Genomic DNA, 22,204 nt, shown 5'->3' with positions numbered 1-22,204 from the left:
ATGGGAACGACCGGCACACCCACGAACATCACCCAGGGCACCGGGACCAGGGGCGGCATCGGCGAGTCCACGCTCCGCCCGGACGGCACCCTGAAGGTCACCGGCGAGTTCGCGTACTCCTCCGACATGTGGCACGAGGACATGCTGTGGGGCCAGATCCTGCGCTCCACGGTCGCCCACGCCGAGATCGTGTCCATCGACACCGGCGAGGCCCTCGCCACCCCCGGCGTGTACGCCGTCCTGACGTACGACGACCTGCCCACCGAGGTGCGGAACTACGGCCTGGAGATCCAGGACACCCCGGTCCTCGCGCACGGCAAGGTGCGCCACCACGGCGAGCCCGTCGCGATCGTCGCCGCCGACCACCCGGAGACCGCGCGCCGCGCCGCCGCCAAGATCAAGGTGGAGTACCGCGAGCTGCCGGTCATCACCGACGAGGCGTCCGCGACCGCGCCCGACGCGGTCCTCGTCCACGAGGGCCGCACCGACCACCACATCGGCCACGTCCCGCACCCCAACATCGTGCACCGCCAGCCGATCGTCCGCGGCGACGCCGAACGGGCCGCGGCCGGAGCCGACTTCGTCGTCCGGGGCGAGTACACCTTCGGCATGCAGGACCAGGCCTTCCTCGGCCCCGAGTCCGGCCTCGCCGTGCCCTGCGAGGACGGCGGGGTCGAGCTGTACATCGCCACCCAGTGGCTGCACTCCGACCTGCGCCAGATCGCCCCCGTGCTCGGCCTGCCCGAGGACAAGGTCCGGATGACGCTCTCCGGGGTCGGCGGCGCGTTCGGCGGCCGCGAGGACCTGTCGATGCAGATCCACGCGTGTCTGCTGGCGCTGCGCACAGGCAAGCCCGTCAAGATCGTCTACAACCGCTTCGAGTCCTTCTTCGGTCACGTCCACCGCCACCCCGCGAAGCTGTACTACGAGCACGGGGCGACCAAGGACGGCAAGCTGACCCACGTCAAGGCGCGGATCGTCCTCGACGGCGGCGCGTACGCCTCGGCGTCCCCGGCGGTCGTCGGCAACGCCTCCTCGCTCGGCGTCGGCCCGTACGTGGTCGACGACGTCGACATCGAGGCCGTCGCGCTCTACACCAACAACCCGCCCTGCGGCGCGATGCGCGGCTTCGGCGCGGTCCAGGCGTGCTTCGCGTACGAGGCGCAGATGGACAAGCTCGCCGACGCGGTCGGCATGGACAGAGTCGCGTTCCGCCAGCTCAACGCGATGGAACAGGGCTCGCTGCTGCCGACCGGACAGCGCGTCGACTCCCCGGCCCCGGTCGCCGAACTCCTGCGCCGGGTCAAGGCGATGCCCCTGCCGCCCGAGCGGCAGTGGCTGTCCGCGGGCGAGGACGCGGACGTACGGCAGCTGCCCGGCGGTCTGTCCAACACCACGCACGGCGAGGGCGTCGTCCGCGGGATCGGGTACGCCGTCGGCATCAAGAACGTCGGCTTCTCCGAGGGGTTCGACGACTACTCGACCGCCCGGGTCCGCATGGAGGTCGTCGGCGGAGTTCCCGTCGCCACCGTGCACACCGCGATGGCCGAGGTCGGCCAGGGCGGCGTCACCGTCCACGCGCAGATCGCCCGCACCGAACTCGGCGTCGCCCAGGTGACCATCCAGCCGGCCGACACCCGGGTGGGCAGCGCCGGTTCGACGTCCGCCTCCCGCCAGACCTACGTCACAGGCGGCGCCGTCAAGAACTCCTGCGAGCTCGTCCGCGAGAAGGTCCTGGAGCTCGGGCGCCGCAGGTTCGGCACGTACCACCCCGCCTGGGCCACCGCCGAACTCCTCCTGGAGGGCGGCAAGGTCGTCACCGACGGCGGCGAGGTCCTCGCGGACATCGCCGACGTGCTGGAGGACGAGGCCGTCGAGGTCGAGGCCGAGTGGCGGCACCGCCCGACCGAACCGTTCGACCTGCGCACCGGACAGGGCGACGGCCACGTCCAGTACTCCTTCGCCGCCCACCGCGCCGTCGTCGAGGTGGACACCGAGCTCGGCCTGGTCAAGGTCGTCGAACTGGCCTGCGCCCAGGACGTCGGCAAGGCGCTCAACCCGCTGTCCGTCGTCGGCCAGATCCAGGGTGGAACCACTCAGGGTCTGGGCATCGCGGTCATGGAGGAGATCATCGTCGACCCGAGGACCGCGAAGGTGCGCAACCCCTCCTTCACGGACTATCTGATCCCCACGATCCTCGACACACCGACCATCCCCGTCGATGTGCTCGAACTCGCCGACGACCACGCCCCGTACGGGCTCCGTGGCATCGGCGAGGCCCCGACCCTGTCGTCCACCCCGGCCGTCCTCGCGGCGATCCGGAACGCGACGGGTCTGGAGCTCGACCGGACCCCCGTCCGCCCCGAACACCTCACGGGCAACGCGTAGTTCCGGCAGGTTCTCCGCCCGCGGCGCCGGGAGAGGGTCCACCCCTCCCGCGCCGCACGGAGACCATCACGTCCGTCCCGGGCCGTCCCCCGGGCCGTGCCGTCGAAGCACCTTCCCAAATCCCTCAGCCGCACAGGCGGCTGACCAGCCGTCAGGACGGCTGTACGGGTGCCCCTTTGAACCTTGGGAGCAGGCCCACATGACCCAGCAGTCACTGGAGCCGAAGACCACCGCGCAGGACGCGGGCGCGGGCAGCCGCGTTCCGGCGGGACGGTCTTGGCTCGACCGGTACTTCCACATCTCCCGGCGGGAGAGCTCGATCGCGCGTGAGGTGCGCGGCGGCGTCACCACCTTCATGGCGATGGCGTACATCCTGCTGCTCAACCCCCTCATCCTGTCCGGCAAGGACGTGGCGGGGGACACGCTCGGCCAGAAGGCGCTGATCACCGCGACCGCGTTCGCGGCGGCCTTCACCACCCTCCTCATGGGCTTCGTCGGCAAGGTGCCGCTCGCCCTCGCGGCCGGACTCTCGGTGTCCGGGGTGCTCTCCTCGCAGGTCGTCCCGCAGATGACCTGGCCCCAGGCCATGGGGATGTGCGTGATGTACGGCGTGGTGATCATGCTCCTGGTCGTCACCGGGCTGCGTGAGATGATCATGAACGCGATCCCGCTGGCGCTCAAGCACGCCATCACCATGGGCATCGGCCTGTTCATCGCGCTGATCGGCCTGGTCAAGGCCGGCTTCGTGCACCAGGGCAAGGCGACCCCCCTCACCCTCGGCCCCACCGGCGAACTCGCCGGCTGGCCGGTGCTGCTGTTCGCCGCCACCCTGCTGCTGATCTTCGCGCTCCAGGCGCGCGGGGTGCCCGGCGCGATCCTCATCGGCATCGTCTCCGGCACGGTCGTGTCCGTCGTCCTCGACGTCACCGGCGTCGTCGCCCCGGGGCAGTGGGCCGGGGGCGCCCCCGAACTGCACGGCAGCGCCGTCTCGATGCCCGACTTCTCGCTCTTCGGCAAGGTCGAGTTCGGCGGCTGGAGCCATGTCGGCGCCATGACGGTCGGCATGATCGTCTTCACTCTGGTGCTCGCCGGCTTCTTCGACGCGATGGCCACGATCATCGGCGTCGGCACCGAGGCCGGACTGGCCGACGACCGGGGCCGGATGCCCGGCCTGTCGAAGGCGCTGTTCATCGACGGAGCCGGCGGAGCGGTCGGGGGAGTGGCCGGAGCCTCCGGCCAGACGGTCTTCGTCGAGTCCGCCACCGGCGTCGGCGAGGGAGCCCGTACCGGCCTGTCCTCCGTCGTCACCGGCGTCCTCTTCGCCGCCTGCCTGTTCTTCACCCCGCTCACGGCGATCGTCCCGGGCGAGATCGCCGCGGCCGCCCTGGTGGTGATCGGCGCCATGATGATGACGAACGCGCGCCACGTCGACTGGGCCGACCGCGCCACCGCCGTCCCGGTCTTCCTGACGGTCGTGATCATGCCGTTCACCTATTCGATCACCGCGGGCGTGGCGGCCGGTGTGATCAGTTACGTCGTCATCAGGATCGCCCAGGGCAGGGCCCGGGAGATCGGGGCCTTCATGTGGGGACTGACGGCCGTCTTCTTCGTCTACTTCGCGCTCCACCCGATCGAGGGCTGGCTGGGCGTCCGCTGACCCCGAGCCCCCTCCTCCCGACCGCTCGCAAGGAGACCGAGACATGCTGGACATCGCCGAAGAACTGCACCGGTGGGTCGAGCAGGGCCGCGACTTCGCCGTCGCCACCGTGGTGGCGGTCGGCGGCAGCGCGCCCCGCAGGCCCGGAGCCGCGCTCGCCGTCGACTCCGAGGGCACGGCGATCGGCTCGGTCTCGGGCGGTTGCGTGGAAGGGGCGGTCTACGACCTGTGCGTCCAGGCGCTGGAGGACGGCGTGACCGTCCTCGAACGCTTCGGCTACAGCGACGACGACGCCTTCGCGGTCGGCCTGACCTGCGGCGGCGTCATCGACATCCTGATCACCCCGGTCCGCTCGCGGGACGCCGCCCGCCGCACGGTGTTCGCGGCGGCCCTGGCCGCCGCCGCGGGCGGTGAGGCGGCGGCCCTCGCCCGGGTCGTGGGCGGACCCGCCGAACTGATGGGCCGGGCCCTCCTCGTGCGGGCCGACGGTTCCCACGAGGGCGGCTTCGGCGCCCACCCCGGGCTCGACCGCACGGTGCTCGGCGAGACGGCGGCCCTGCTCGACGCCGGCCGCACCGCCACCGTGGAGATCGGAGAGCAGGGCTCTCGTTGCGGAGCGCCGCTCACGGTCCTGGTGGAGTCCTCGGTCCCGCCCCCGCGCATGATCGTCTTCGGTGCCATCGACTTCGCCTCGGCACTGGTCCGCGTGGGCAAGTTCCTCGGCTACCGGGTGACGGTCTGCGACGCCCGCCCGGTCTTCGCGACGGCGGCCCGCTTCCCCGACGCGGACGACATCGTCGTGGACTGGCCCCACCGCTACCTGGAGCGCACCGAGGTCGACTCCCGCACGGTCCTGTGCGTCCTCACCCACGACGCCAAGTTCGACGTCCCGCTGCTGCGGCTCGCGCTGCGGCTGCCGGTCGCGTACGTCGGTGCCATGGGCTCGCGCCGCACCCATCTGGACCGCAACGAACGGCTGCGCGAGGTCGGCGTCACCGAGATCGAGCTGGCCCGCCTGAGGTCGCCGATCGGGCTCGACCTGGGAGCGCGTACCCCCGAGGAGACGGCCCTGTCGATCGCCGCGGAGATCGTGGCCGACCGGCGCGGAGGAAGCGGGGTCTCCCTCACCGGGGCACACACCCCCATCCACCACGACACACCCTCGGCCCCGGCCCGGCGGATCGGGTCGGTGGCCTGAGCGGGCTCACGCGCTTCCGGGCTTACGCGCTTACGTGCCTACGTACTTACGCGGTTACGGGCTTCCGGGCTTCCGGGCCGCTCCGGCGGACGCGCGCGGGCGCCCCCGCCGTGTCCCCGCTCCCGTCTCGTCGCTTCCGTCTCGTTTCTTCGGTGTCCCGTATTGACGTGGACGCGCCGCTGGGCGAGTCTCCTGTGGGAGCGCTCCCGCAAGTCCCTCGTGACCGTTGCGACCCCGGAGTGAAACCGTATGAGACGACGCACGCCCACCTGGCTCGCCGCTCTGTCCGTCGGCCTGGCCGCCCTGTTCGCCGTACCGCCGGCGCACGCGGCCGAGGCCGCCGGCCGCGGACCGTCGCTGTACGTCCCGGACGCCAACCCGGCCGCGTACCAGCAGGTCCGGAGCCTGGCCCGAGCCGGCCGGCTGCGCGACGCGGCGGACATCCTGGCGATGGTGAACACCCCGCAGTCCGTGTGGTTCGGCGACGAGACCCCCGCCGAGGTGGAGCAGAAGGTCCGCGCGGTGGTGCGGGCCGCGGGCCGCGAGCACGCCGTCCCCTCGCTGGCGCTGTACGACATCCCCGGCCGGGACTGCTCCAACTACTCGGCGGGCGGCGCCGCGGACAGCGCGCAGTACGAGGCGTGGATCGACGCCGTGGCGCGCGGGATCGGGCACGGCGACGCCATCGTCACGCTCGAACCCGACGCCCTAGCCCTGCTGCCCTCCGACTGCGGCCAGGACGACGCGCAGGGCACGAAGACCGCCGCGCGCTACGCCGAGGTCAACTACGCGGTCGACGCCCTGGAGCCGCTGCGCGGGACCCGGGTCTACCTCGACACCGGGCACCCGGGCTGGCACTCCGTCAACGACATCGTGCCCCGGCTGATCGAGGGCGGCGTGGACCGGGCCTCCGGCTTCTACACCAACGCCTCGAACTACAACACCGACGACGCCAACTCCTGGTACGGCAAGCTCATTTCGTCCTGCCTGGCGTATGCGGACGGCGGTGGCGACGCGGCCCAGTGCCCCAACCAGTACTGGCCGCGCGCCGACGCGCAGAGCTGGCTCGACGCACACGTGACGACCCCGCCGTCCCGGATGAAGCACTTCGTCACGGACTCCAGCCGCAACGGCCGGGGCACCTGGACCCCGCCGGCGGGCAAGTACAGCGACGCGCAGGACTGGTGCAACCCGCCGGACCGCGGCCTCGGCGCCCGGCCCACGCTGCGCACCGGCGACCCGCTCCAGGACGCCCGGCTGTGGATCAAGACACCCGGCGAGTCGGACGGCCTCTGTCTGCGCGGAACCGCGGGGCCCGAGGACCCCGAACGCGGCACGGTCGACCCGAAGGCGGGCGACTGGTTCCCGCAACAGGCCCTGGAACTGGCCCGGTTGGCGCAGCCCCCGCTGCTCCCGGGGCACTGACCCGGCGGGTCCACGCCCGGCCGGCCTAGCCGGCCAGCAGCCCGTCCACCGCCCGCCCGAACATCCACCGCGCCGACCACCCCAGCGGGCGGTCGGCGCGGCCGGGCAGCAGACGCACGCTCAGGTCCTCCCGCCAGACCACCCGTGAACCGCCGCCGTCCGCGGGGTGCACCTCGAACTCGGCCCAGCCCGTGACGAACGTGCCGCGCTTGACCAGGCGGCACGTTCCCGGGGTTCCGGCGCCGGGCGGCTGCCAGGCGACGACCTCCATCGGGTCGTCGAAGGCGAGCGGCCCGACTCCCGACCGGGCCACGAACACCGTCCCCTCCCGGGTCGGTGCCGGAGTGCGCACGGTGATCCGGGTCAGCGGGACGACGTCCGCGTGCCGGGGCCAGTCGGTCAGCCTGCGCCAGCTCTCGGCGACGGAGTGCCGGGACACGCGTTCCAGGACGAAGAGGACCACGTCATGATCGTAGGCGGGTGAAGGTCTCGGCGGCGGGAGGGGTCCTCAGGCGGCCGGTCGGGGGACGCCGGGTTCGGCAGGCCTCCCGTCCGTGAGGGGGAGCCGGGTCGGGTCGGGAGCGAGCTCGGACGCGGTCTTCGGCAGGCTCCGGCAGCGGCCGGTCCCCTCCGGTGGTCACGGCGTGCCGGACCGCTCCTGCGGCCGGCGTTCGTGTCCCGGTCCGTGGCCCGGGCGGTGGACGCCCGCCGTGCGGCCCACGAGCAGGGCCATGGCCAGCAGCCGGCGCCAGTCCAGGGCGGGCTGGGCCGCCGGGACGCCCGGCCGCTTCCGCGGCACCCGGACCCGCAGCACGCCCGGTGCGAGCCGGCAGACCACCGGCGTGGGCAGGACCATGGCCTCGCCGTCGATGCCCGCCTCCAGTTCGCCCGCGTCGGCCGTCACGACCACCTCCCGCGCGGTCAGGACCGACAGGCCGTGCGGGGCCGGGGCGAGCAGCAGTGCGGCGGCCTCGACCGCGCTGTCCACCTTCACGCCGAGGACGCCGAGCAGCCCCGAGTCCAGCCGCTCGCGCCGGCCGAGACCCGCGGGGTCGTCGGTGCGGTAGGGGTTGTTGCTGACCAGCACCGCCTGCGGCGCGTCGAGCGTCGTGCCGGCGGCGTGGGCGGTCAGCTCGGGTCCGCGCTGGCGGGTGAGCAGGTCGGGAAGGAGCTCCAGGATCGTGCCGATCTTGTCGTCGCGGTAGGCGGGATCCTGGACGACCGCCGCGTACGCGCCGAACGAGGCGTTGTTGACGAACGGGTGGTCACCGGCGAAGCCGAGGTCCACCCGCAGTTCGACCCCGTCGGTCAGCGCGTCGAGGCAGGTGGCGGGGTCGTCGCGGTCGAGTCCGAGATCCAGGGCGAAGTGGTTGCGGGTGCCGGCCGAGACGACGAGGAAGGGCAGCCCGTGTTCGGCGGCGACGGCCGCGACGAGAGCCTGCGTCCCGTCGCCGCCCGCCACGCCCAGCAGGTCCGCCCCGTCCGCGACCGCCTGCCGGGCCAGCTCGGTGACGTCCTGGTGCCGCTCCGGATCGAGGAGCACGACACGCGCGCCCAGGCGTTCGGCCTTCTCCACGAGGGAGAACCGTTCCACCTTGCCGCCGCCGGACCGGGGGTTCATGAGGAAGAACGGCCGCCGGGGCGGCGGGGTGCGGTGCTCCTTCATCGGCCGGGACCGGCCGCGGGCGCCGCGCAGCGCGTAACGGCCGCACCACACGGCGACGATCCACAGCAGCGGGGACAGCAGCAGGGTCCACAGCAGCGTGATCGCGAGGACCACGAGGGCGGCGAGGGGGAGGACGACCGCGAGGAGGCCCGCGATCCAGCGCACCGGGCCGCGCCGGGACAGGGCCCACCACAGGGCGGCCGCCGCGACGGCCAGGGCGGCGAGGGCGGCGAGCAGGAACAGCAGGCCGCGGATCCCGCCGGAGAAGAGCGGCAGCGCCACCGCGAGCGCGGCCGACACCAGCGCGGCTCTGGCCGCCCACCGTTCGCGGGCCGACGGCCCCGTCTGCGCGCTCATCGTTCCTCCACCGCTCGGTCCGTCGAGCACCGCGGCCCGCCGTCCCAGGGGCGCCCGCCGTGCCGGTCACGCGGACCGGATGCCCGTACGGCGGACGTCCATGTCCGGGGTGCCGGGACAGCCCTTCCGTACCGGGACATGTGGGGCGGGACGGCCCCTCATGGGGTCACGCTGTCACGAGCGGGGCTCCGGCACCACGAGGCGGCCTGTGTCACCGTCTTTTTCCTCCCCGGAACCCCTCGGGGCACCGTCAGCCGGCGGGGTCCGCCCGCCGCGCCGAGGGGCCGGGACGGGTGCGTGCCTCCGGCGGGATCAGCGCGCCGTGGCCGCCGGAGCACACGACCGCCGCGCGCACCGGCTCGCCGCAGTCCGCGTGCACGACCTCCAGCGGCGGCCCGTCGGGATCGGCGGTGTAGCGGTCGCCCCACTGCTTGAGGGCGATCATGACGGGCCACAGGTCCCAGCCCTTGCGGGTGAGCCGGTAAGCGTTCCGGGTGCGGCTGCCGGGCTCGCTGTACGGCACGGTGTCCAGGATCCCGGCGGCGACCAGCTTGCGCAGCCGGTCCGCCAGCACGCTCTCGGACAGCCCGACGTGCCGCCGGAAGTCCTCGAAGCGCCGTACGCCGTTCATCGCGTCCCGCAGGACCAGCATCGACCACTTCTCGCCGATCAGGTCAAGCGTCCGCTGCACCGTGCAGTTCTCGGTGCTGGTGTCGAGCCACGTCATGCGCCCCATCGTAGGCTGACTGTGAGATTGACAGCCAGGTGTGCGACCACCTAGCTTCGAAAAACAGAGTCAGCTGGCCTCGGCGGGAGAGTGGAACGGTCATGGGCAGGTCTCGTACGTACGACTGGGAGGACCCGGCCGTCTCCGCGGCCGCCGTCGCCCGCTTCACCGGCCTCGAATTCCTCCGCGAGATCCAGGCGGGACGGCTTCCCGCGCCGCCGGTCGCCGCGACCCTCGGCATGACCCTCGACGAGGTCGAGCACGGCCGGGTCGTCTTCACGCTGGTTCCGGGGGAGGAGCACTACAACCCGATCGGCAGCGTCCACGGAGGCGTCTTCGCCACCCTGCTGGACTCCGCGGCGGGCTGCGCCGTGCAGTCCGTACTGCCCCGCGGCACCGGGTACACCTCGCTCGACCTGAACGTGAAGTTCCTGCGGCCCGTCACCGTGGACACCGGGAGGATCAGCGCGGTCGGCACCGTCCTCAACAGCGGCCGCCGCACGGCCCTCGCGCAGGCGGAGCTCCTCGACGCCACCGGCCGGCTGCTCGCCCACACCACCAGCAGCTGTCTGCTGTTCCCCGTCTGACCCGCCCGCGGGTTCCTCCGGGCCGGGCGGCGCTCCCGGGGATAGCGTGCCGCCCATGAGGAGCAGCCTGCCCAGGAGCCTGTCCCTGGACGCCGTACCGCGCCTGGCCGTCGCCGTGGCCTTCGGCGCCGTCGTGGGCGTGGTCGTCGGACTCGCGAACGACGTCTTCCTCGGTCTGCTGTCCGGGATCGCCGCGACGGAGCTGTTCTTCGTCCTCGTGGGCTGGGCGGTGCTGTGGCCGATGACGGCCACGGCCACCCGCGACAACGCGCGGCGCGAGGACTTCCGCCCCCTGACCGACGAACTCGTCGTGGTCGCGGTCGCGCTGTGCGGCCTGTTCGCCATCGTGCTGCTGCTCCTGCGCGGCGGCCGGTCCGACCACGGCCACGCGGCGGCCGTGACCGCCCTGTGCGGGGTGTTCCTGGCCTGGGCCGCCCTGCACCTGATGTACGCCACCCGCTACGCCTACGTGTTCTACGACGCCGGCGGCGGCATCGACTTCAACACGGACGACCCGCCCGCGTACCGCGACTTCTTCTACTTCAGCTACAACCTCGGGATGACCTACCAGGTCTCCGACACCGGTGTCTCCAGCGCGCAGATCCGCTCGATCGTGCTCAGACACTGCCTCCTGTCGTACGTGTTCGGCACCAGCATCCTCGCAACGGCCATCAACGTCGTCGTCGGACTCGTGAGCCGCTGACGCCCTCCCGGGGCCGATCCGTTCTGGTGCGGTTTGCCCCCGGACCCAGCAGGATGGGAGACGGAACCGACCGGTCCGCGTGCGACCGGCACCTTCGCGTCCCACGAGGAGGCCGACCCTTGGCCGAGCCACAGGCTGTGATCTCCCGACCGGCAGGCGCCGCCGTGTTCCTCGTGGTCACCGTGACGCCGGGGCACGAGGACACGGTCCGCGGTCTGCTGGAGGACGTCTCCGGACTGCGCCGGTCGGTCTCCTTCCGGGCACCGGGCGACGGACTCGGCTGTGTCGTCGGCATCGGCTCGGCGGCCTGGGACCGCCTGTTCAGCGGCCCCCGGCCCCAAGACCTGCACCCGTTCGTGGAGTTGACCGGCCGGCGCCACCGTGCCCCCTCCACGCCGGGCGACCTGCTGTTCCACATCCGGGCCCGCCGGGCGGACCTCTGTTTCGAACTCGCCCGGCTGATCATGGAACGGCTGGAGGGCGCGGTCACCGTGGCCGACGAGGTCCATGGATTCAAGTACTTCGACGACCGTGACCTGCTCGGCTTCGTCGACGGCAGCGAGAACCCCGAAGGCCCCGCGGCCGACGACGCCGTCCTCGTCGGCGACGAGGACCCCGCCTTCGCGGGCGGCAGTTACGTGATCGTCCAGAAGTACCTGCACGACCTGCGGACCTGGAACGCGCTGCCGCCCGATGAGCAGGAGCGGGTCATCGGGCGCACGAAGCTCGCCAACGTCGAACTCCCCGACGACGTCAAACCCGCCGACTCCCACGTCGCGCGCAACACCGTCACCGACGAGAACGGCGACGAACGCAAGATCGTGCGGGAGAACATGCCCTTCGGCACCCTGGGCGAGGGCGAGTTCGGCACCTACTTCATCGGCTACGCCCGCACCCCCGAGGTGACCGAGCAGATGCTCCGCAACATGTTCCTCGGAGACGCCCGGGCCTCGCACGACCGCATCCTCGACTTCTCGACCGCCATCACGGGCTGCCTCTTCCACGTGCCGGCCGCCGGCTTCCTCGACGACCTCCCCGCCGCCCCGGGCGAGCGGGAGGAGCACGACGCGCCCGCGCCCGACGCGCCCGCCACCGCCGGTGGGCGCCCGGCGGCGGACGGCTCACTGGGGATCGGCAGCCTCAAAGGAGTCCGCACATGACGACCGCACCCGACGCCACCCCCTCAGGAACCGCCGGGACCGGCAACCTGCACCGCGAACTCGCGCCCATCACCCCCGCCGCGTGGAACGAGATCGAGGACGAGGCGCGCCGCACGTTCCGGCGCAATCTCGCCGGCCGCCGCGTCGTGGACGTCTCGGGCCCGGACGGTCCCGTGCTCGCCGCCGTCGGGACGGGCCATCTGTCCCGCATCGACGGGCCGTCGCCCGGGGTCGCGGCCCGGCTGCGCCAGGTCCAGCCCCTGGTGGAACTGACGGTGCCGTTCCGGGTGAGCCGTGACGCCGTCGACGACGTGGACCGGGGCGCCCAGGACTCCGACTGGCAGCCGGTCAAGGACGCGGCCCGCACCATGGCGTTCGCCGAGGACCAGACCGTCTTCAACGGCTACACGGCGGGCCACGTCGAAGGCCTGCGCGCCCGCACCTCCAACCCCGTGCTCCGTCTCCCCGCCGAGCCGCGCGACTTCCCCGACGCCGTCAGCCACGCCCTGAGCACCCTGCGGCTGGCCGGTGTGCAGGGCCCGTACGCGCTGCTGCTGGGCGCGGAGGCGTACACGGCGGTCAGCGAGACCTCCGACCACGGCTATCCCGTCTCCGCCCACCTGGGCCGGCTGCTCGACGGCCGGCTGGTCTGGGCGCCCGCCGTGGAGGGCGCCTTCCTGCTCTCCACCCGGGGCGGCGACTACGAACTGCGCCTCGGCGAGGATCTCGCCATCGGCTACACGGGCCACGACGCCGACGGCATCGACCTGTACTTCCGGCAGACCCTCACCTTCCTCGTCCACACCGACGAGGCCGTGGTGGCGCTCGACCCGTGGACCGGGGCGGGTGCGGACACGGCCTGAGCCCGCCGCGGGCACGGGCCCCGGGCGGACGGGTGCGCGGCCTTCCCCGGGCGGGACGGCCCCGCGGACCCGTCCGCACCCCCGTTTTCCGCCGCTCCCCAACGTTCCACCGCCCCGGGCGAGTTCGGCCCGTTCCGGGAAGAAGACGCAGGCCAGGGCCGTCGCGCCACGGACGTCCGCTCCGGTTGCGGAGCAATAGGCGCCGCGAAATGGTGGAAAGGACTCGTCGTCGCACCGGGAGCTGTCCATGTCGATGTCGTCCTACGGTTTCGGCTCGTCCGACCCCTTCGGTGAACTGCTGAACCGCTTCTTCGGGATGTCACCCGCGTCCTCCCCGCCGGCGGTGCAGCGGGTGCCCATCGGACGCCTGCTGACGGAGTCCTCGCAGGAACTCCTGAACCTGGCCGCGCAGCGGGCCCAGCAGGACGGGACCTCCGACCTCGACACCGAGCACCTGTTGTGGGCCGCGACGAAGGTGGAACCCTCGCGCTCGCTGCTGGCCCGCGCCGAGCTGGACCCCGACGCCCTCGCCGACCAGCTGGCCGAGGTCCTCCCCCGGGAGAGCAGCGAACCGTCCTCGGAGCCGGGCCTGACCCCGGCCGCCAAACGGACCCTCGCCGCCGCGTACGCCCGCTCCCAGGCGGCCGGTGTGTCCTACATCGGACCCGAGCACGTCCTCGCCGCCCTGCTCGGCGACGCCGACACCGGTGCCGCCCAGCTGCTGCGCGCCGACGGACAGGACGCGCAGAAGCTGGCGGGTCTCACGGAGCGGACGGCCCGTCCCGAAGGCCGTCCCGCCGAGCCCGACAAGCCCGCCACCACCCTCGACGAGTACGGCCGTGACCTGACGGAGGAGGCCAAGGCGGGCCGGCTCGACCCGGTCGTCGGACGCGCCGAGCAGATCGAGCAGACCATCGAGATCCTCTCCCGGCGCTCCAAGAACAACCCGGTGCTCATCGGCGAACCCGGTGTCGGCAAGACCGCGATCGTCGAGGGACTCGCCCAGCGCATCGTCTCCGGCGACGTCCCCGACACCCTCAAGGGCAAGCGGGTCGTCTCGCTCGACCTGTCCGGCATGGTGGCCGGGGCCCAGTACCGCGGACAGTTCGAGGAGCGCCTGAAGAAGGTCATCGAGGACGTCCAGGCGTCGGACGGGGAGATCGTCCTGTTCATCGACGAGCTGCACACGGTCGTCGGGGCGGGCGCGACCGGCGAGGGCTCGATGGACGCGGGCAACATGCTCAAGCCCGCCCTGGCCCGCGGCGAACTGCACGTCGTCGGCGCGACGACCATCGACGAGTACCGCAAGTACGTCGAGAAGGACGCCGCCCTCGAACGCCGCTTCCAGCCGGTGATGGTCCCCGAACCGACGGTCGAGGAGACCGTGCAGATCCTGGAGGGCCTGCGGGACGCGTACGAGGCGCACCACCAGGTCCGCTTCGCCGACGGCGCCCTGGCCGCGGCGGCGGAACTGTCCGACCGCTACATCAGCGACCGGTTCCTGCCCGACAAGGCGATCGACGTGATGGACCAGGCGGGGGCCCGGGTGCGGCTGCGCAGCGCGAGCCGTTCGACCGAGGTCGCCGAACGCGAGGACCGCATCGCGAAGCTGCGCCGTGAACGCGATCAGGCCGTCGCCGCCGAGGACTTCGAGCGCGCGGGACAGCTCAAGGGCCGGATCGCCGAGGCCGAGGGCGAACTCGCCGGCATCGAGGAGCGGCGCGCCGGCGTCGTCTCGGTGACCGCGCGTGACATCGCGGACATCGTCTCCCGGCGCACCGGCATCCCGGTGTCCCAGCTCACCGCCAGCGAGAAGGAGAAGCTCCTCAAGCTGGAGGAGGAGATGCACTCCCGGATCGTCGGCCAGGACGAGGCGGTCACCGCCGTCTCGCAGGCCGTGCGCCGGAACAGGGCGGGCATGGGCGACCCGAACCGCCCCGTGGGCTCCTTCCTCTTCCTCGGCCCCACCGGAGTGGGCAAGACCGAGCTGGCCAAGACCCTCGCCGAGCAGCTGTTCGGCGACGAGAACCGCATGATCCGCTTCGACATGAGCGAGTTCCAGGAGAAGCACACGGTGGCCCGTCTCGTCGGCGCGCCTCCGGGATACGTCGGGTACGACGAGGCCGGGCAGCTGACCGAGAAGGTGCGCAGGCAGCCGTACAGCGTCGTGCTGTTCGACGAGGTGGAGAAGGCGCACCCCGATGTCTTCAACACGCTGCTCCAGATCCTCGACGACGGCCGTCTGACGGACGGCCAGGGCCGTACCGTCGACTTCCGGCACTGCGTCGTGATCATGACGTCCAACATCGGCGCGCACCGGATCCTGGACCACAAGGGCGATGTGTCCGAGCTCAAGGACGCGTTGATGGACGAGCTGCGGACCCGGTTCCTGCCCGAGTTCCTCAACCGCATCGACGACATCATCATCTTCCACGGTCTGGGCGAGGACGACCTGGCCGAGATCGTCGAGCACCTCCTGGGCCGGAGCGAGCGCCGGGTGCACGCGCAGGGCATGAAGCTGGAGGTGTCCGACGCGGCCAAGAAGCTGCTGGTCGCCCACGGTCATCAACCCGAGTTCGGCGCCCGCCCGTTGAGGCGGACGATCCAGACGGAACTGGACAACGGCATCGCGGAGCTGCTGCTGGGCGGCGAGGCCGAACCCGGCGACACGATCGTCGCCGACGACCGGGACGGCTCGGTGGTGTGCACCGTGCGCAAGGGCGTCCAGGACGGCGGCGGCGCGGAGGCGGAGCCAGGGAGCTGAGCGGGGGAGCCGAGCACCCTCCGCGGACACACGGAACGAGTTTCGGCGTACGACGAAGGACGGGACGGAGGACTCCTGACACCGAGGACCTGCCCGGACGCGCGAGACGCCGGGCAGCCGTTTGAGGAGGCTGCGCATGACGCACCACAAGTCCAACCGGGCTGTCGAAGGCGATCCGGAGCACGCCCACAACAGGGGAATGCCCCTGCGGTGCGACGACGACGAGCTCCACGCACGGACGATCCGCGAGCGGCGGGAAGCCGGTCTGCTCGGCGGGCCCATGGACGATCCCGGGGCCGCCTACCGGCGGGAGCGCGTGGAGATCGACCTGGAGGTGGGAGCGGGACGGATCCCGACGGGCGACCTCACCCGGCGGAACCGGGCCCCCTACCCGCCCTCCAGCTACGGGGACTGAACTCACCCCGATCAACGCCCCCGTTGGACCCCCGGGTCGCGGGCCCGGGCCGGACACGACCTACCGGTCCAGGGAGACCACGACCGCGCTCCGGGGGCCTTCGGGTGCCTCGAAACTCACGGTGTCCCCGGCGCGACGCCCGAGGAGCGCGCGGCCGAGCGGACTGTCGGCCGTCACCAGGGTCCGGTCCAGCACCGCGGCGCCCTCGCCGATCTGAACGGTGTCCGTCGAGCCGTCGGAGAACCGGACGGTGACCGTGCTGCCCACGCCGACCTCGTCGGTGGGCGGCGGACCCGCCAGGTCCGCCTGGGCGAGCCGGGTGGTGATCCGCTCGATCCGGTCGTCCAGGCGCCGCAGGTCGTCCGCGCGCTGCAACTCGTCGGCGGCGTCGGCCTGGTCACCCACCTCCGCGTCGGAGTCCCGCAGTGTCGCCGCGACCGTTCCGCGTTCGGTGCGCAGGTCGGCGAGCTCCTGCTCCAGTGCCTGCCGGGCGGCCTCGCTGATCGGTGCCGGTTCGCTGGACATGCCTGCTCCTCGGGGTGCGAGAGTCGGGTCGAATCGTGGCGTCATCAGCATATCCGGGTGCTTTGTCGGCTTCCGGGCCGGATCGCGGCGGTATGTGATCTGTGGAATCGTGGGTCACCTGAGTCCAGGACGCCCCCGTGCCGTCCTGCGAGTGCGAGTGAGGGAGGTTCCCATGTCCTCGAAGCGACGCCGGAAGAAGAAGGGCCGCCGCAAGCACGCCGCCAACCACGGACGACGCCCCCAGTGCTAGCTCGGTGAGACTCTTGAACGCATCCCAGGACGGACAGAACGGACAGGGCGGACGCGACGGCCGGGAACCCCATGTGGGGCCCGACCCGAGGGGCGAACCCGAATTCCATCCGTACCACCACCCGGCCGCCGGCTGGGGTGCGGCCAAGAGCGTGGGGCAGTTCCTGGTGCGCGAACGCACCCTCGTGGACGGCCCCCGCGCGATCATGCGCATGAACCACGAGAGAACCGGCTTCGACTGTCCCGGCTGCGCCTGGCCCGACGACACCAAGGGCCTGCACCTGGACATCTGCGAGAACGGCATCAAGCACGTCACCTGGGAGATGACCGGCAAGCGGGTCGGCGGCGAGTTCTTCGCCGCGCACTCGGTGACGGAACTGTCCGGCTGGAGCGACTTCGACCTGGAGGACCAGGGCCGGCTCACCGAACCGATGGTCTACGACCCGGAGTCGGACCACTACGTCCCGGTCAGCTGGCGCGACGCCTTCGAACTCGTCGGACGCACCCTGCGCGAACTCGACGACCCCGGCCAGGCCTCCTTCTACACCTCGGGCCGGCTGGGCAACGAGGCCACCTTCCTCTACCAGCTGCTCGCCAGGGAACTGGGCACCAACAACCTGCCCGACTGCTCGAACATGTGCCACGAGGCCAGCGGCCGGGCCCTCCAGGCCTCGCTCGGCACCGGCAAGGGAACCGCCGACCTCAAGGACTGGGAGACCACCGACGCCCTGTTCATCATGGGCGTCAACGCGGCCTCCAACGCGCCCAGGATGCTCACCGCCCTGGCCGAGGCCTACCATCGCGGCGCCCAGATCGTGCACATCAACCCCCTGGTCGAGGCGGCCGCCACCCGGACCATCGTCCCGCACGACTTCACGGACATGGCCGTGTTCAAGTCCACCCGGACCAGCACCCTGAACCTCCAGCCGCGCATCGGCGGCGACATGGCGCTGATCCGGGGCATGGCGAAGGCGATCCTGGAGCAGTCCGAGACCGATCCCAAGGCCCTGGACCAGGAGTTCATCGACCGGCACACCGCGTACTTCGACAAGTACCGCGCGGTGTGCGAGGCGACCTCCTGGGACGCGATCGAGCTCCAGTCCGGGATCGGCCGGGACGGCATCCTCAAGGCGGCACGGGTGTACCGCGACGCGGACCGCTCCATCATCAGCTGGTGCCTCGGCGTCACCCAGCACGAACACGGCGTCGACACCGTACGGGAGATCGTCAACCTCCTTCTGCTGCGCGGCAATCTGGGCCGCGAGGGCGCCGGACCCTCCCCGGTGCGCGGCCACAGCAACGTCCAGGGCAACCGGACCTGCGGCATCGACCACCGGCCGTCCGAGGAGTTCCTGGACCGGCTCGGCGAGGTCTGCGGGATCGACCCGCCCCGCGAGCACGGCATGGACACCGTGGCCACCATCCGGGCCATGCACCGCGGCGACGTGAAGGTGTTCGTCGGCATGGGCGGCAACTTCGCCCTCGCCGCGCCCGACACCCCGTACACCTACGCGGCCCTGCGCAACTGCGAGCTGACGGTCCAGGTGAGCACCAAGCTCAACCGCAGCCATCTCGTGCACGGCCGCCGGGCACTCATCCTCCCGTGCCTGGGCCGGACCGAGAAGGACCACCAGCGCGGCGGGGTCCAGAGCACCTCGGTCGAGGACTCGATGAGCATGGTGCACCTGTCCGTCGGCATGAAGCGACCGGCGTCGCGGCAGCTGCTGTCCGAGCCCGCGATCATCGCCGGCATCGCGCGCGCCGCCCTCCCGGACAGCGGCACCCCCTGGGAGTGGTACATCGAGGACTACGACCGCATCCGCGACACGATGGCCCGGGTCCTCGACGGGTTCGAGGACTGCAACCGGCGGGTACGCCTGCCGCTCGGGTTCCGCATCAAGCAGCCCGCCCGCGAACTGGTCTTCCTCACCCCCTCGGGCCTGGCCGAGTTCTCCGCCGCCCCGCTGCCCGACGTCGTCCCCGCCCCCGGCACCCTCGCGCTCGGCACCATGCGGTCCCACGACCAGTGGAACACCACGATCTACTCGGACAACGACCGCTACCGGGGCATCAAGAACCTGCGCACGCTCGTCTTCATGAACGAGGACGACATGCGCGAACGCGGTATCTCCGAGTTCACGCCGGTCCATGTCGTCAGCACCGCCAAGGACGGCACCCACCGCGGTCTCGACGGCTACCTGGCCATCCCGTACGACATCCCGCGCGGCTGCGCGGCCGGCTACATGCCGGAGATGAACGTCCTCTGCGCGATCGGCGACTACAGCCTCCAGAGCGACCAGCCGTTGATGAAACACGTCAACGTGACGATCACTCCCTGCAGTTGAGATTTCGCGAACTGTTGACCCGCGGACCGGGCGACGGCGGTGTTGCCCGCCCGCTTCGACGGCTAGGGTGACAAAGACTCGTGGGCGGGCCGAATCGGACACAACGGGGGTACGGCAGTGGGGAGTTGGCGTCGGGCGCAAGCCGCCGCGGTGCCCCCGGGGCTGCGCACGCCGCTCGGGTCGACCGCCGTCATCGCCGCCCTGGTGGTCCTCGCGCTCGGGATCCTGTACACCGGCCGCAGCGCGCCCGGCACCCTGGACGCGCGCCTCGGGACGGATGCCTACGGAGTCGGATCCCCGTGGCACGACGTCGCCCTGACGCTGGACTTCCTGGGGGAGCCGGCCGGCTCGGTGGCGCTGGTCACCGCCCTCGTGGCCGGCTTCTCGCTGCGCGGGCTTCCGCGCTCGGCGTTACTCGTCGTCGCCGGCCCCGCCCTCGCGGTGGGGACGGCGACGCTGCTCAAGTCCCTGGTGGGACGCACCATCCACGGCGACAACCTGTCCTACCCGAGCGGGCACACCGCCTTCGCCACCACGATCGCCCTCGTGGTGGCGCTGGCCGCGGCCGGCCGTCCCGGCCGCGGCAGAGCGGCCGCCCTTTCCCTGATCCTCGCGTCGGCGCTCGCCGCCGGGGCCGCCATGGGCTGGGCGGAGGTGGCCCTGGGCGCGCACTACCCGACCGACGCCCTGGGCGGCTGGTGCACCGGTCTCGCGGTCCTGCCGGCCACCGCGTGGCTGGTCGACCGCACGGCCGACCGGTTCACCGGCCGCACCGACGGCCGACGGGCCGAACACCCGTCGGACCGGACACCGGACGGCGGGGCCGGGCGCATCGCCGAACGCATGGCCGACGCCGGCCGCGGGGAACGGGGTTGACGCCGTGTCAGGCAGAGCGGCGGAACACGGGCTTCACCGGCCGTCCGGCCAGCCAGGGCGTGGGGTCACCCGCGTCCAGGGCCTTGCGGTACACCGCGCAGGCCTCGGCCACCACGTCCACCGTACGGTCGATGTCGGCGTCGTCGAGCGCGCTGCTCACCACGAACGACGGGGCCAGCACCCCGCCCGCGAGGAGCCGGCGCAGGAACAGGGTGCGGTACTCCTGCGACGGCTGCCCCTTCTCGTCGAGCGTGGCGAAGACCAGATTGCTGGCCCGGCCCCGGACGACGACATGGTCGCCGACACCCATGGTGGCCGCGGCCTCGCGGACCCCGGCGGCCAGCCGCTCGCCCAGGGCGTGCAGCCGCGCGGTGACGCCCTCCTCGACATAGGTCGTGAGCACGGCCATCGCGGCCGCCAGGGAGTGCGTCTCCGCGCCGTGCGTGGTCGAGAGCAGGAACACCCGGTCGCCCGAGTGGCGCAGCCCGCCCAGCTCCATGAGCTCGCGGCGCCCGGCCAGCGCGGACACGGCGAACCCGTTGCCCAGCGCTTTGCCGAACGTCGAGAGGTCGGGCACGACGCCGTACAGACCCTGGGCGCCCGCCTCGGACCAGCGGAATCCGGTGATCATCTCGTCGAAGACCAGCACACAGCCGTAGCGGTCGGCCAGCTCGCGCAGACCGGCGAGATATCCGGGCGGCGGGTCGCTGTGGGTGGCGGGTTCCAGGACCAGACAGGCGATGTCGTCCGGGTACCGGGCGAGCAGCTCCTCCGTGGCCGCCAGATCCCCGTACGGGAACGTCAGGGTCAGCTCGTTGGTCGCCGCCGGAATGCCGGCGGACATCGGCGTGGTGCCGATGAACCAGTCGTCGACCGAGAAGAACGGATGGTCGGCGCACAGTGCCACCCGGGTGCGCCCGGTGGCGGCGCGGGCCAGGCGCACGGCCGCGGTGGTGGCGTCCGAGCCGTTCTTCGCGAACTTCACCATGTCGGCGGTCGGCACCGTGGCGAGGAAGCGTTCCGCGGCCTCGACCTCCAGGATGGACGGCCGGACGAAGTTGCTGCCCCGGTCCAGTTCCCGCCGCACCGCCTCGACCACGCGCGGGTGGGCGTGACCGAGGCTGACCGACCGCAGGCCGGATCCGTACTCGATGTAGCGGTTGCCGTCGACGTCCCACACGTGGGCACCGCTGCCGTGGCTGATGACCGGGGCCAGGTTGTCGGGGTACTGGTCGTCGCCCTTGGCGTACGTGTGCGCGCCACCCGGGATCATGGCGTGCAGTCGCTCGTTCGCCCTCCGCGACAGGGGCAGGGTGAGCTCTTCGGTGTCCACGCGGACCTCAACTCTCTTCGTGCTTCAGGACCTCGGCGAGGCTCGGTGCCTCCCGGTCCCTTTTTGACATCGATGTGACCGGCAGCGGCCAGGGAACGGCGAGCTCCGGATCGTCGAAGGCGATCGTCACGTCCTCGGCCGGGTCGTGCGGGCGGTCGATCCGGTACGAGGTGTCGGCGGTCTCGGTCAGCGCCTGGAAGCCGTGCGCGCACCCCGCCGGGATGTACAGCGTCACCTGTGTCTCGCCCGACAGCTCGAACGTGGCCACGTTGCGGTACGTCGGAGAATCCGCCCGCAGGTCCACGACGACGTCGAAGATCCTGCCGTACGAGCACCGCACGAGCTTGGCCTCGCCGGCGCCGGAGCGCAGGTGCAGACCGCGCAGCACGCCCCCGGCCGAGCGGGACATGCTGTCCTGGACGAAGGCGTACGGGTCGAGACCCACGGAGCGGACCACGTCGATGTCGAACGTGCGGCAGAAGAAGCCGCGTTCGTCGGCGTACGGGGTCGGCTCGAACAGGTACGCGCCGGCGATCGCCGGGACCTCGGTGGCTTTCATGGAGTCTCCCGCGGGGCGTGGGCGTGGGCGTGGGCGTGGCCGGTCGCCGGGAACAGGGCCGCGCTCAGGGCGGTGAACTGGTGGTCGAGGCGCCGGACGGCGTCCTCGTTCCGCTCGGTGAGGGTCTGCCGGACGTCCGCCGCGTTCTTCTCCAGCGTCCGGAACTGTTCGAGCAGCCGGTCGGCGTCGACCTCGCGGGCCGGATGGGAGTAGGCGGCGAGCCCCATCAGGTCCATGAGCGCGTCGCTCTTGGCCGCGTAGCTGAGCGCGATGGTCGGGGTGCCGGCCTTCAGCGCGCAGATGAGGTTGTGGTACCGGGTCGCCACGACGCTGTCGGCGGCCGCCATCTCCTTCATCACCTCGGCGAGCGAGGCCGCCTCGGCGACGCCGACCAGCGGCGAGTCCAC

General features: G+C 72.1%; 19 protein-coding genes. 12 read left to right on the top strand and 7 right to left on the bottom strand.

The features are described 5' to 3' along the window. The 4 genes from ACFWI4_RS16150 to ACFWI4_RS16135 all read left to right on the top strand — a co-directional run bounded on the left by ACFWI4_RS16150 (position 1) and on the right by ACFWI4_RS16135 (position 6,668). Entirely contained in the window at positions 1-2,388 is a 2,388-nt protein-coding gene (locus ACFWI4_RS16150; protein WP_387196092.1) for a xanthine dehydrogenase family protein molybdopterin-binding subunit, read from the top strand. A gap of 199 nt (positions 2,389-2,587) precedes the next feature. Continuing rightward, complete coding sequence (locus tag ACFWI4_RS16145) at positions 2,588-4,045, top strand: NCS2 family permease (RefSeq protein WP_387196089.1); 1,458 nt, start codon at positions 2,588-2,590, stop codon at positions 4,043-4,045. Positions 4,046-4,088: 43 nt separating this feature from the next. Beyond that, positions 4,089-5,243 (top strand): XdhC family protein, encoded by a 1,155-nt coding sequence (locus ACFWI4_RS16140; RefSeq protein ID WP_387196086.1) that lies wholly within the window; start codon positions 4,089-4,091, stop codon positions 5,241-5,243. 249 nt (positions 5,244-5,492) lie between these two features. Continuing rightward, positions 5,493-6,668, top strand: a complete 1,176-nt coding sequence (locus tag ACFWI4_RS16135) for a glycoside hydrolase family 6 protein (RefSeq protein WP_387196083.1) — start codon at positions 5,493-5,495, stop codon at positions 6,666-6,668. Positions 6,669-6,693: 25 nt separating this feature from the next. Here ACFWI4_RS16135 and ACFWI4_RS16130 read toward each other — a convergent pair whose 3' ends face one another. From ACFWI4_RS16130 to ACFWI4_RS16120, 3 genes are all read right to left on the bottom strand, one after another. Next, positions 6,694-7,131, bottom strand: a complete 438-nt coding sequence (locus ACFWI4_RS16130; protein WP_387196080.1) for an SRPBCC family protein — start codon at positions 7,129-7,131, stop codon at positions 6,694-6,696. A 174-nt stretch (positions 7,132-7,305) separates the two neighbouring features. Continuing rightward, positions 7,306-8,691: a diacylglycerol/lipid kinase family protein gene (locus ACFWI4_RS16125; protein WP_387196077.1), complete on the bottom strand. Its 1,386-nt coding sequence runs from the start codon at positions 8,689-8,691 to the stop codon at positions 7,306-7,308. A 250-nt stretch (positions 8,692-8,941) separates the two neighbouring features. Further along, entirely contained in the window at positions 8,942-9,418 is a 477-nt protein-coding gene (locus ACFWI4_RS16120; protein ID WP_387196074.1) for a winged helix-turn-helix transcriptional regulator, read from the bottom strand. A gap of 101 nt (positions 9,419-9,519) precedes the next feature. Here ACFWI4_RS16120 and ACFWI4_RS16115 point away from each other — a divergent pair, with 101 nt between their 5' ends. From ACFWI4_RS16115 to ACFWI4_RS16090, 6 genes are all read left to right on the top strand, one after another. Then, complete coding sequence (locus tag ACFWI4_RS16115; protein WP_387196071.1) at positions 9,520-10,005, top strand: PaaI family thioesterase; 486 nt, start codon at positions 9,520-9,522, stop codon at positions 10,003-10,005. 55 nt (positions 10,006-10,060) lie between these two features. Next, positions 10,061-10,708 (top strand): DUF1345 domain-containing protein, encoded by a 648-nt coding sequence (locus ACFWI4_RS16110; RefSeq protein ID WP_387196068.1) that lies wholly within the window; start codon positions 10,061-10,063, stop codon positions 10,706-10,708. Between the two features lie 119 nt (positions 10,709-10,827). Beyond that, complete coding sequence (locus ACFWI4_RS16105; RefSeq protein ID WP_387196065.1) at positions 10,828-11,868, top strand: Dyp-type peroxidase; 1,041 nt, start codon at positions 10,828-10,830, stop codon at positions 11,866-11,868. After that, a complete protein-coding gene (locus ACFWI4_RS16100; protein WP_387196062.1) occupies positions 11,865-12,731 on the top strand; it encodes a family 1 encapsulin nanocompartment shell protein in 867 nt (288 codons plus the stop codon). The genes ACFWI4_RS16105 and ACFWI4_RS16100 overlap by 4 nt, the downstream gene beginning before the upstream one ends. 247 nt (positions 12,732-12,978) lie before the next feature. Continuing rightward, positions 12,979-15,495, top strand: a complete 2,517-nt coding sequence (locus ACFWI4_RS16095) for an ATP-dependent Clp protease ATP-binding subunit (RefSeq protein WP_387196059.1) — start codon at positions 12,979-12,981, stop codon at positions 15,493-15,495. A gap of 136 nt (positions 15,496-15,631) precedes the next feature. Next, positions 15,632-15,910 carry a hypothetical protein gene (locus ACFWI4_RS16090; protein ID WP_387196056.1) on the top strand — a complete coding sequence of 93 codons (279 nt, stop codon included), beginning with the start codon at positions 15,632-15,634 and terminating at the stop codon, positions 15,908-15,910. 60 nt (positions 15,911-15,970) lie between these two features. Here the strand turns inward: ACFWI4_RS16090 and ACFWI4_RS16085 are convergent, their stop codons facing one another. Continuing rightward, a complete protein-coding gene (locus ACFWI4_RS16085; RefSeq protein WP_387196053.1) occupies positions 15,971-16,435 on the bottom strand; it encodes a GreA/GreB family elongation factor in 465 nt (154 codons plus the stop codon). A gap of 263 nt (positions 16,436-16,698) precedes the next feature. Here ACFWI4_RS16085 and ACFWI4_RS16080 point away from each other — a divergent pair, with 263 nt between their 5' ends. After that, the gene (locus ACFWI4_RS16080; protein WP_387196050.1) at positions 16,699-19,029 is read left to right on the top strand and encodes an FdhF/YdeP family oxidoreductase; all 2,331 of its coding nucleotides are present in this window, start codon (positions 16,699-16,701) and stop codon (positions 19,027-19,029) included. A 117-nt stretch (positions 19,030-19,146) separates the two neighbouring features. Further along, positions 19,147-19,905 carry a phosphatase PAP2 family protein gene (locus tag ACFWI4_RS16075; RefSeq protein WP_387196047.1) on the top strand — a complete coding sequence of 253 codons (759 nt, stop codon included), beginning with the start codon at positions 19,147-19,149 and terminating at the stop codon, positions 19,903-19,905. A 7-nt stretch (positions 19,906-19,912) separates the two neighbouring features. On the opposite strand, the gene ACFWI4_RS16070 is transcribed toward ACFWI4_RS16075, so the two are convergent. The 3 genes from ACFWI4_RS16070 to ACFWI4_RS16060 form a co-directional block, all read right to left on the bottom strand. Then, a complete protein-coding gene (locus ACFWI4_RS16070; RefSeq protein WP_387196044.1) occupies positions 19,913-21,238 on the bottom strand; it encodes a glutamate-1-semialdehyde 2,1-aminomutase in 1,326 nt (441 codons plus the stop codon). A 7-nt stretch (positions 21,239-21,245) separates the two neighbouring features. After that, entirely contained in the window at positions 21,246-21,797 is a 552-nt protein-coding gene (locus tag ACFWI4_RS16065; protein WP_385394640.1) for a dTDP-4-dehydrorhamnose 3,5-epimerase family protein, read from the bottom strand. Further along, positions 21,794-22,204: polysaccharide pyruvyl transferase family protein (locus ACFWI4_RS16060; protein ID WP_387196041.1), on the bottom strand; the 411-nt coding region annotated here is incomplete at its 5' end. The genes ACFWI4_RS16065 and ACFWI4_RS16060, both read right to left, overlap by 4 nt.

Origin of the sequence: Streptomyces sp. NPDC127038, from assembly GCF_042725875.1 — a bacterium.
Lineage (GTDB): Bacteria > Actinomycetota > Actinomycetes > Streptomycetales > Streptomycetaceae > Streptomyces.
Note: the sequence above shows the minus strand (reverse complement) of the source record. Positions and strands in the feature narration are given on the sequence as shown.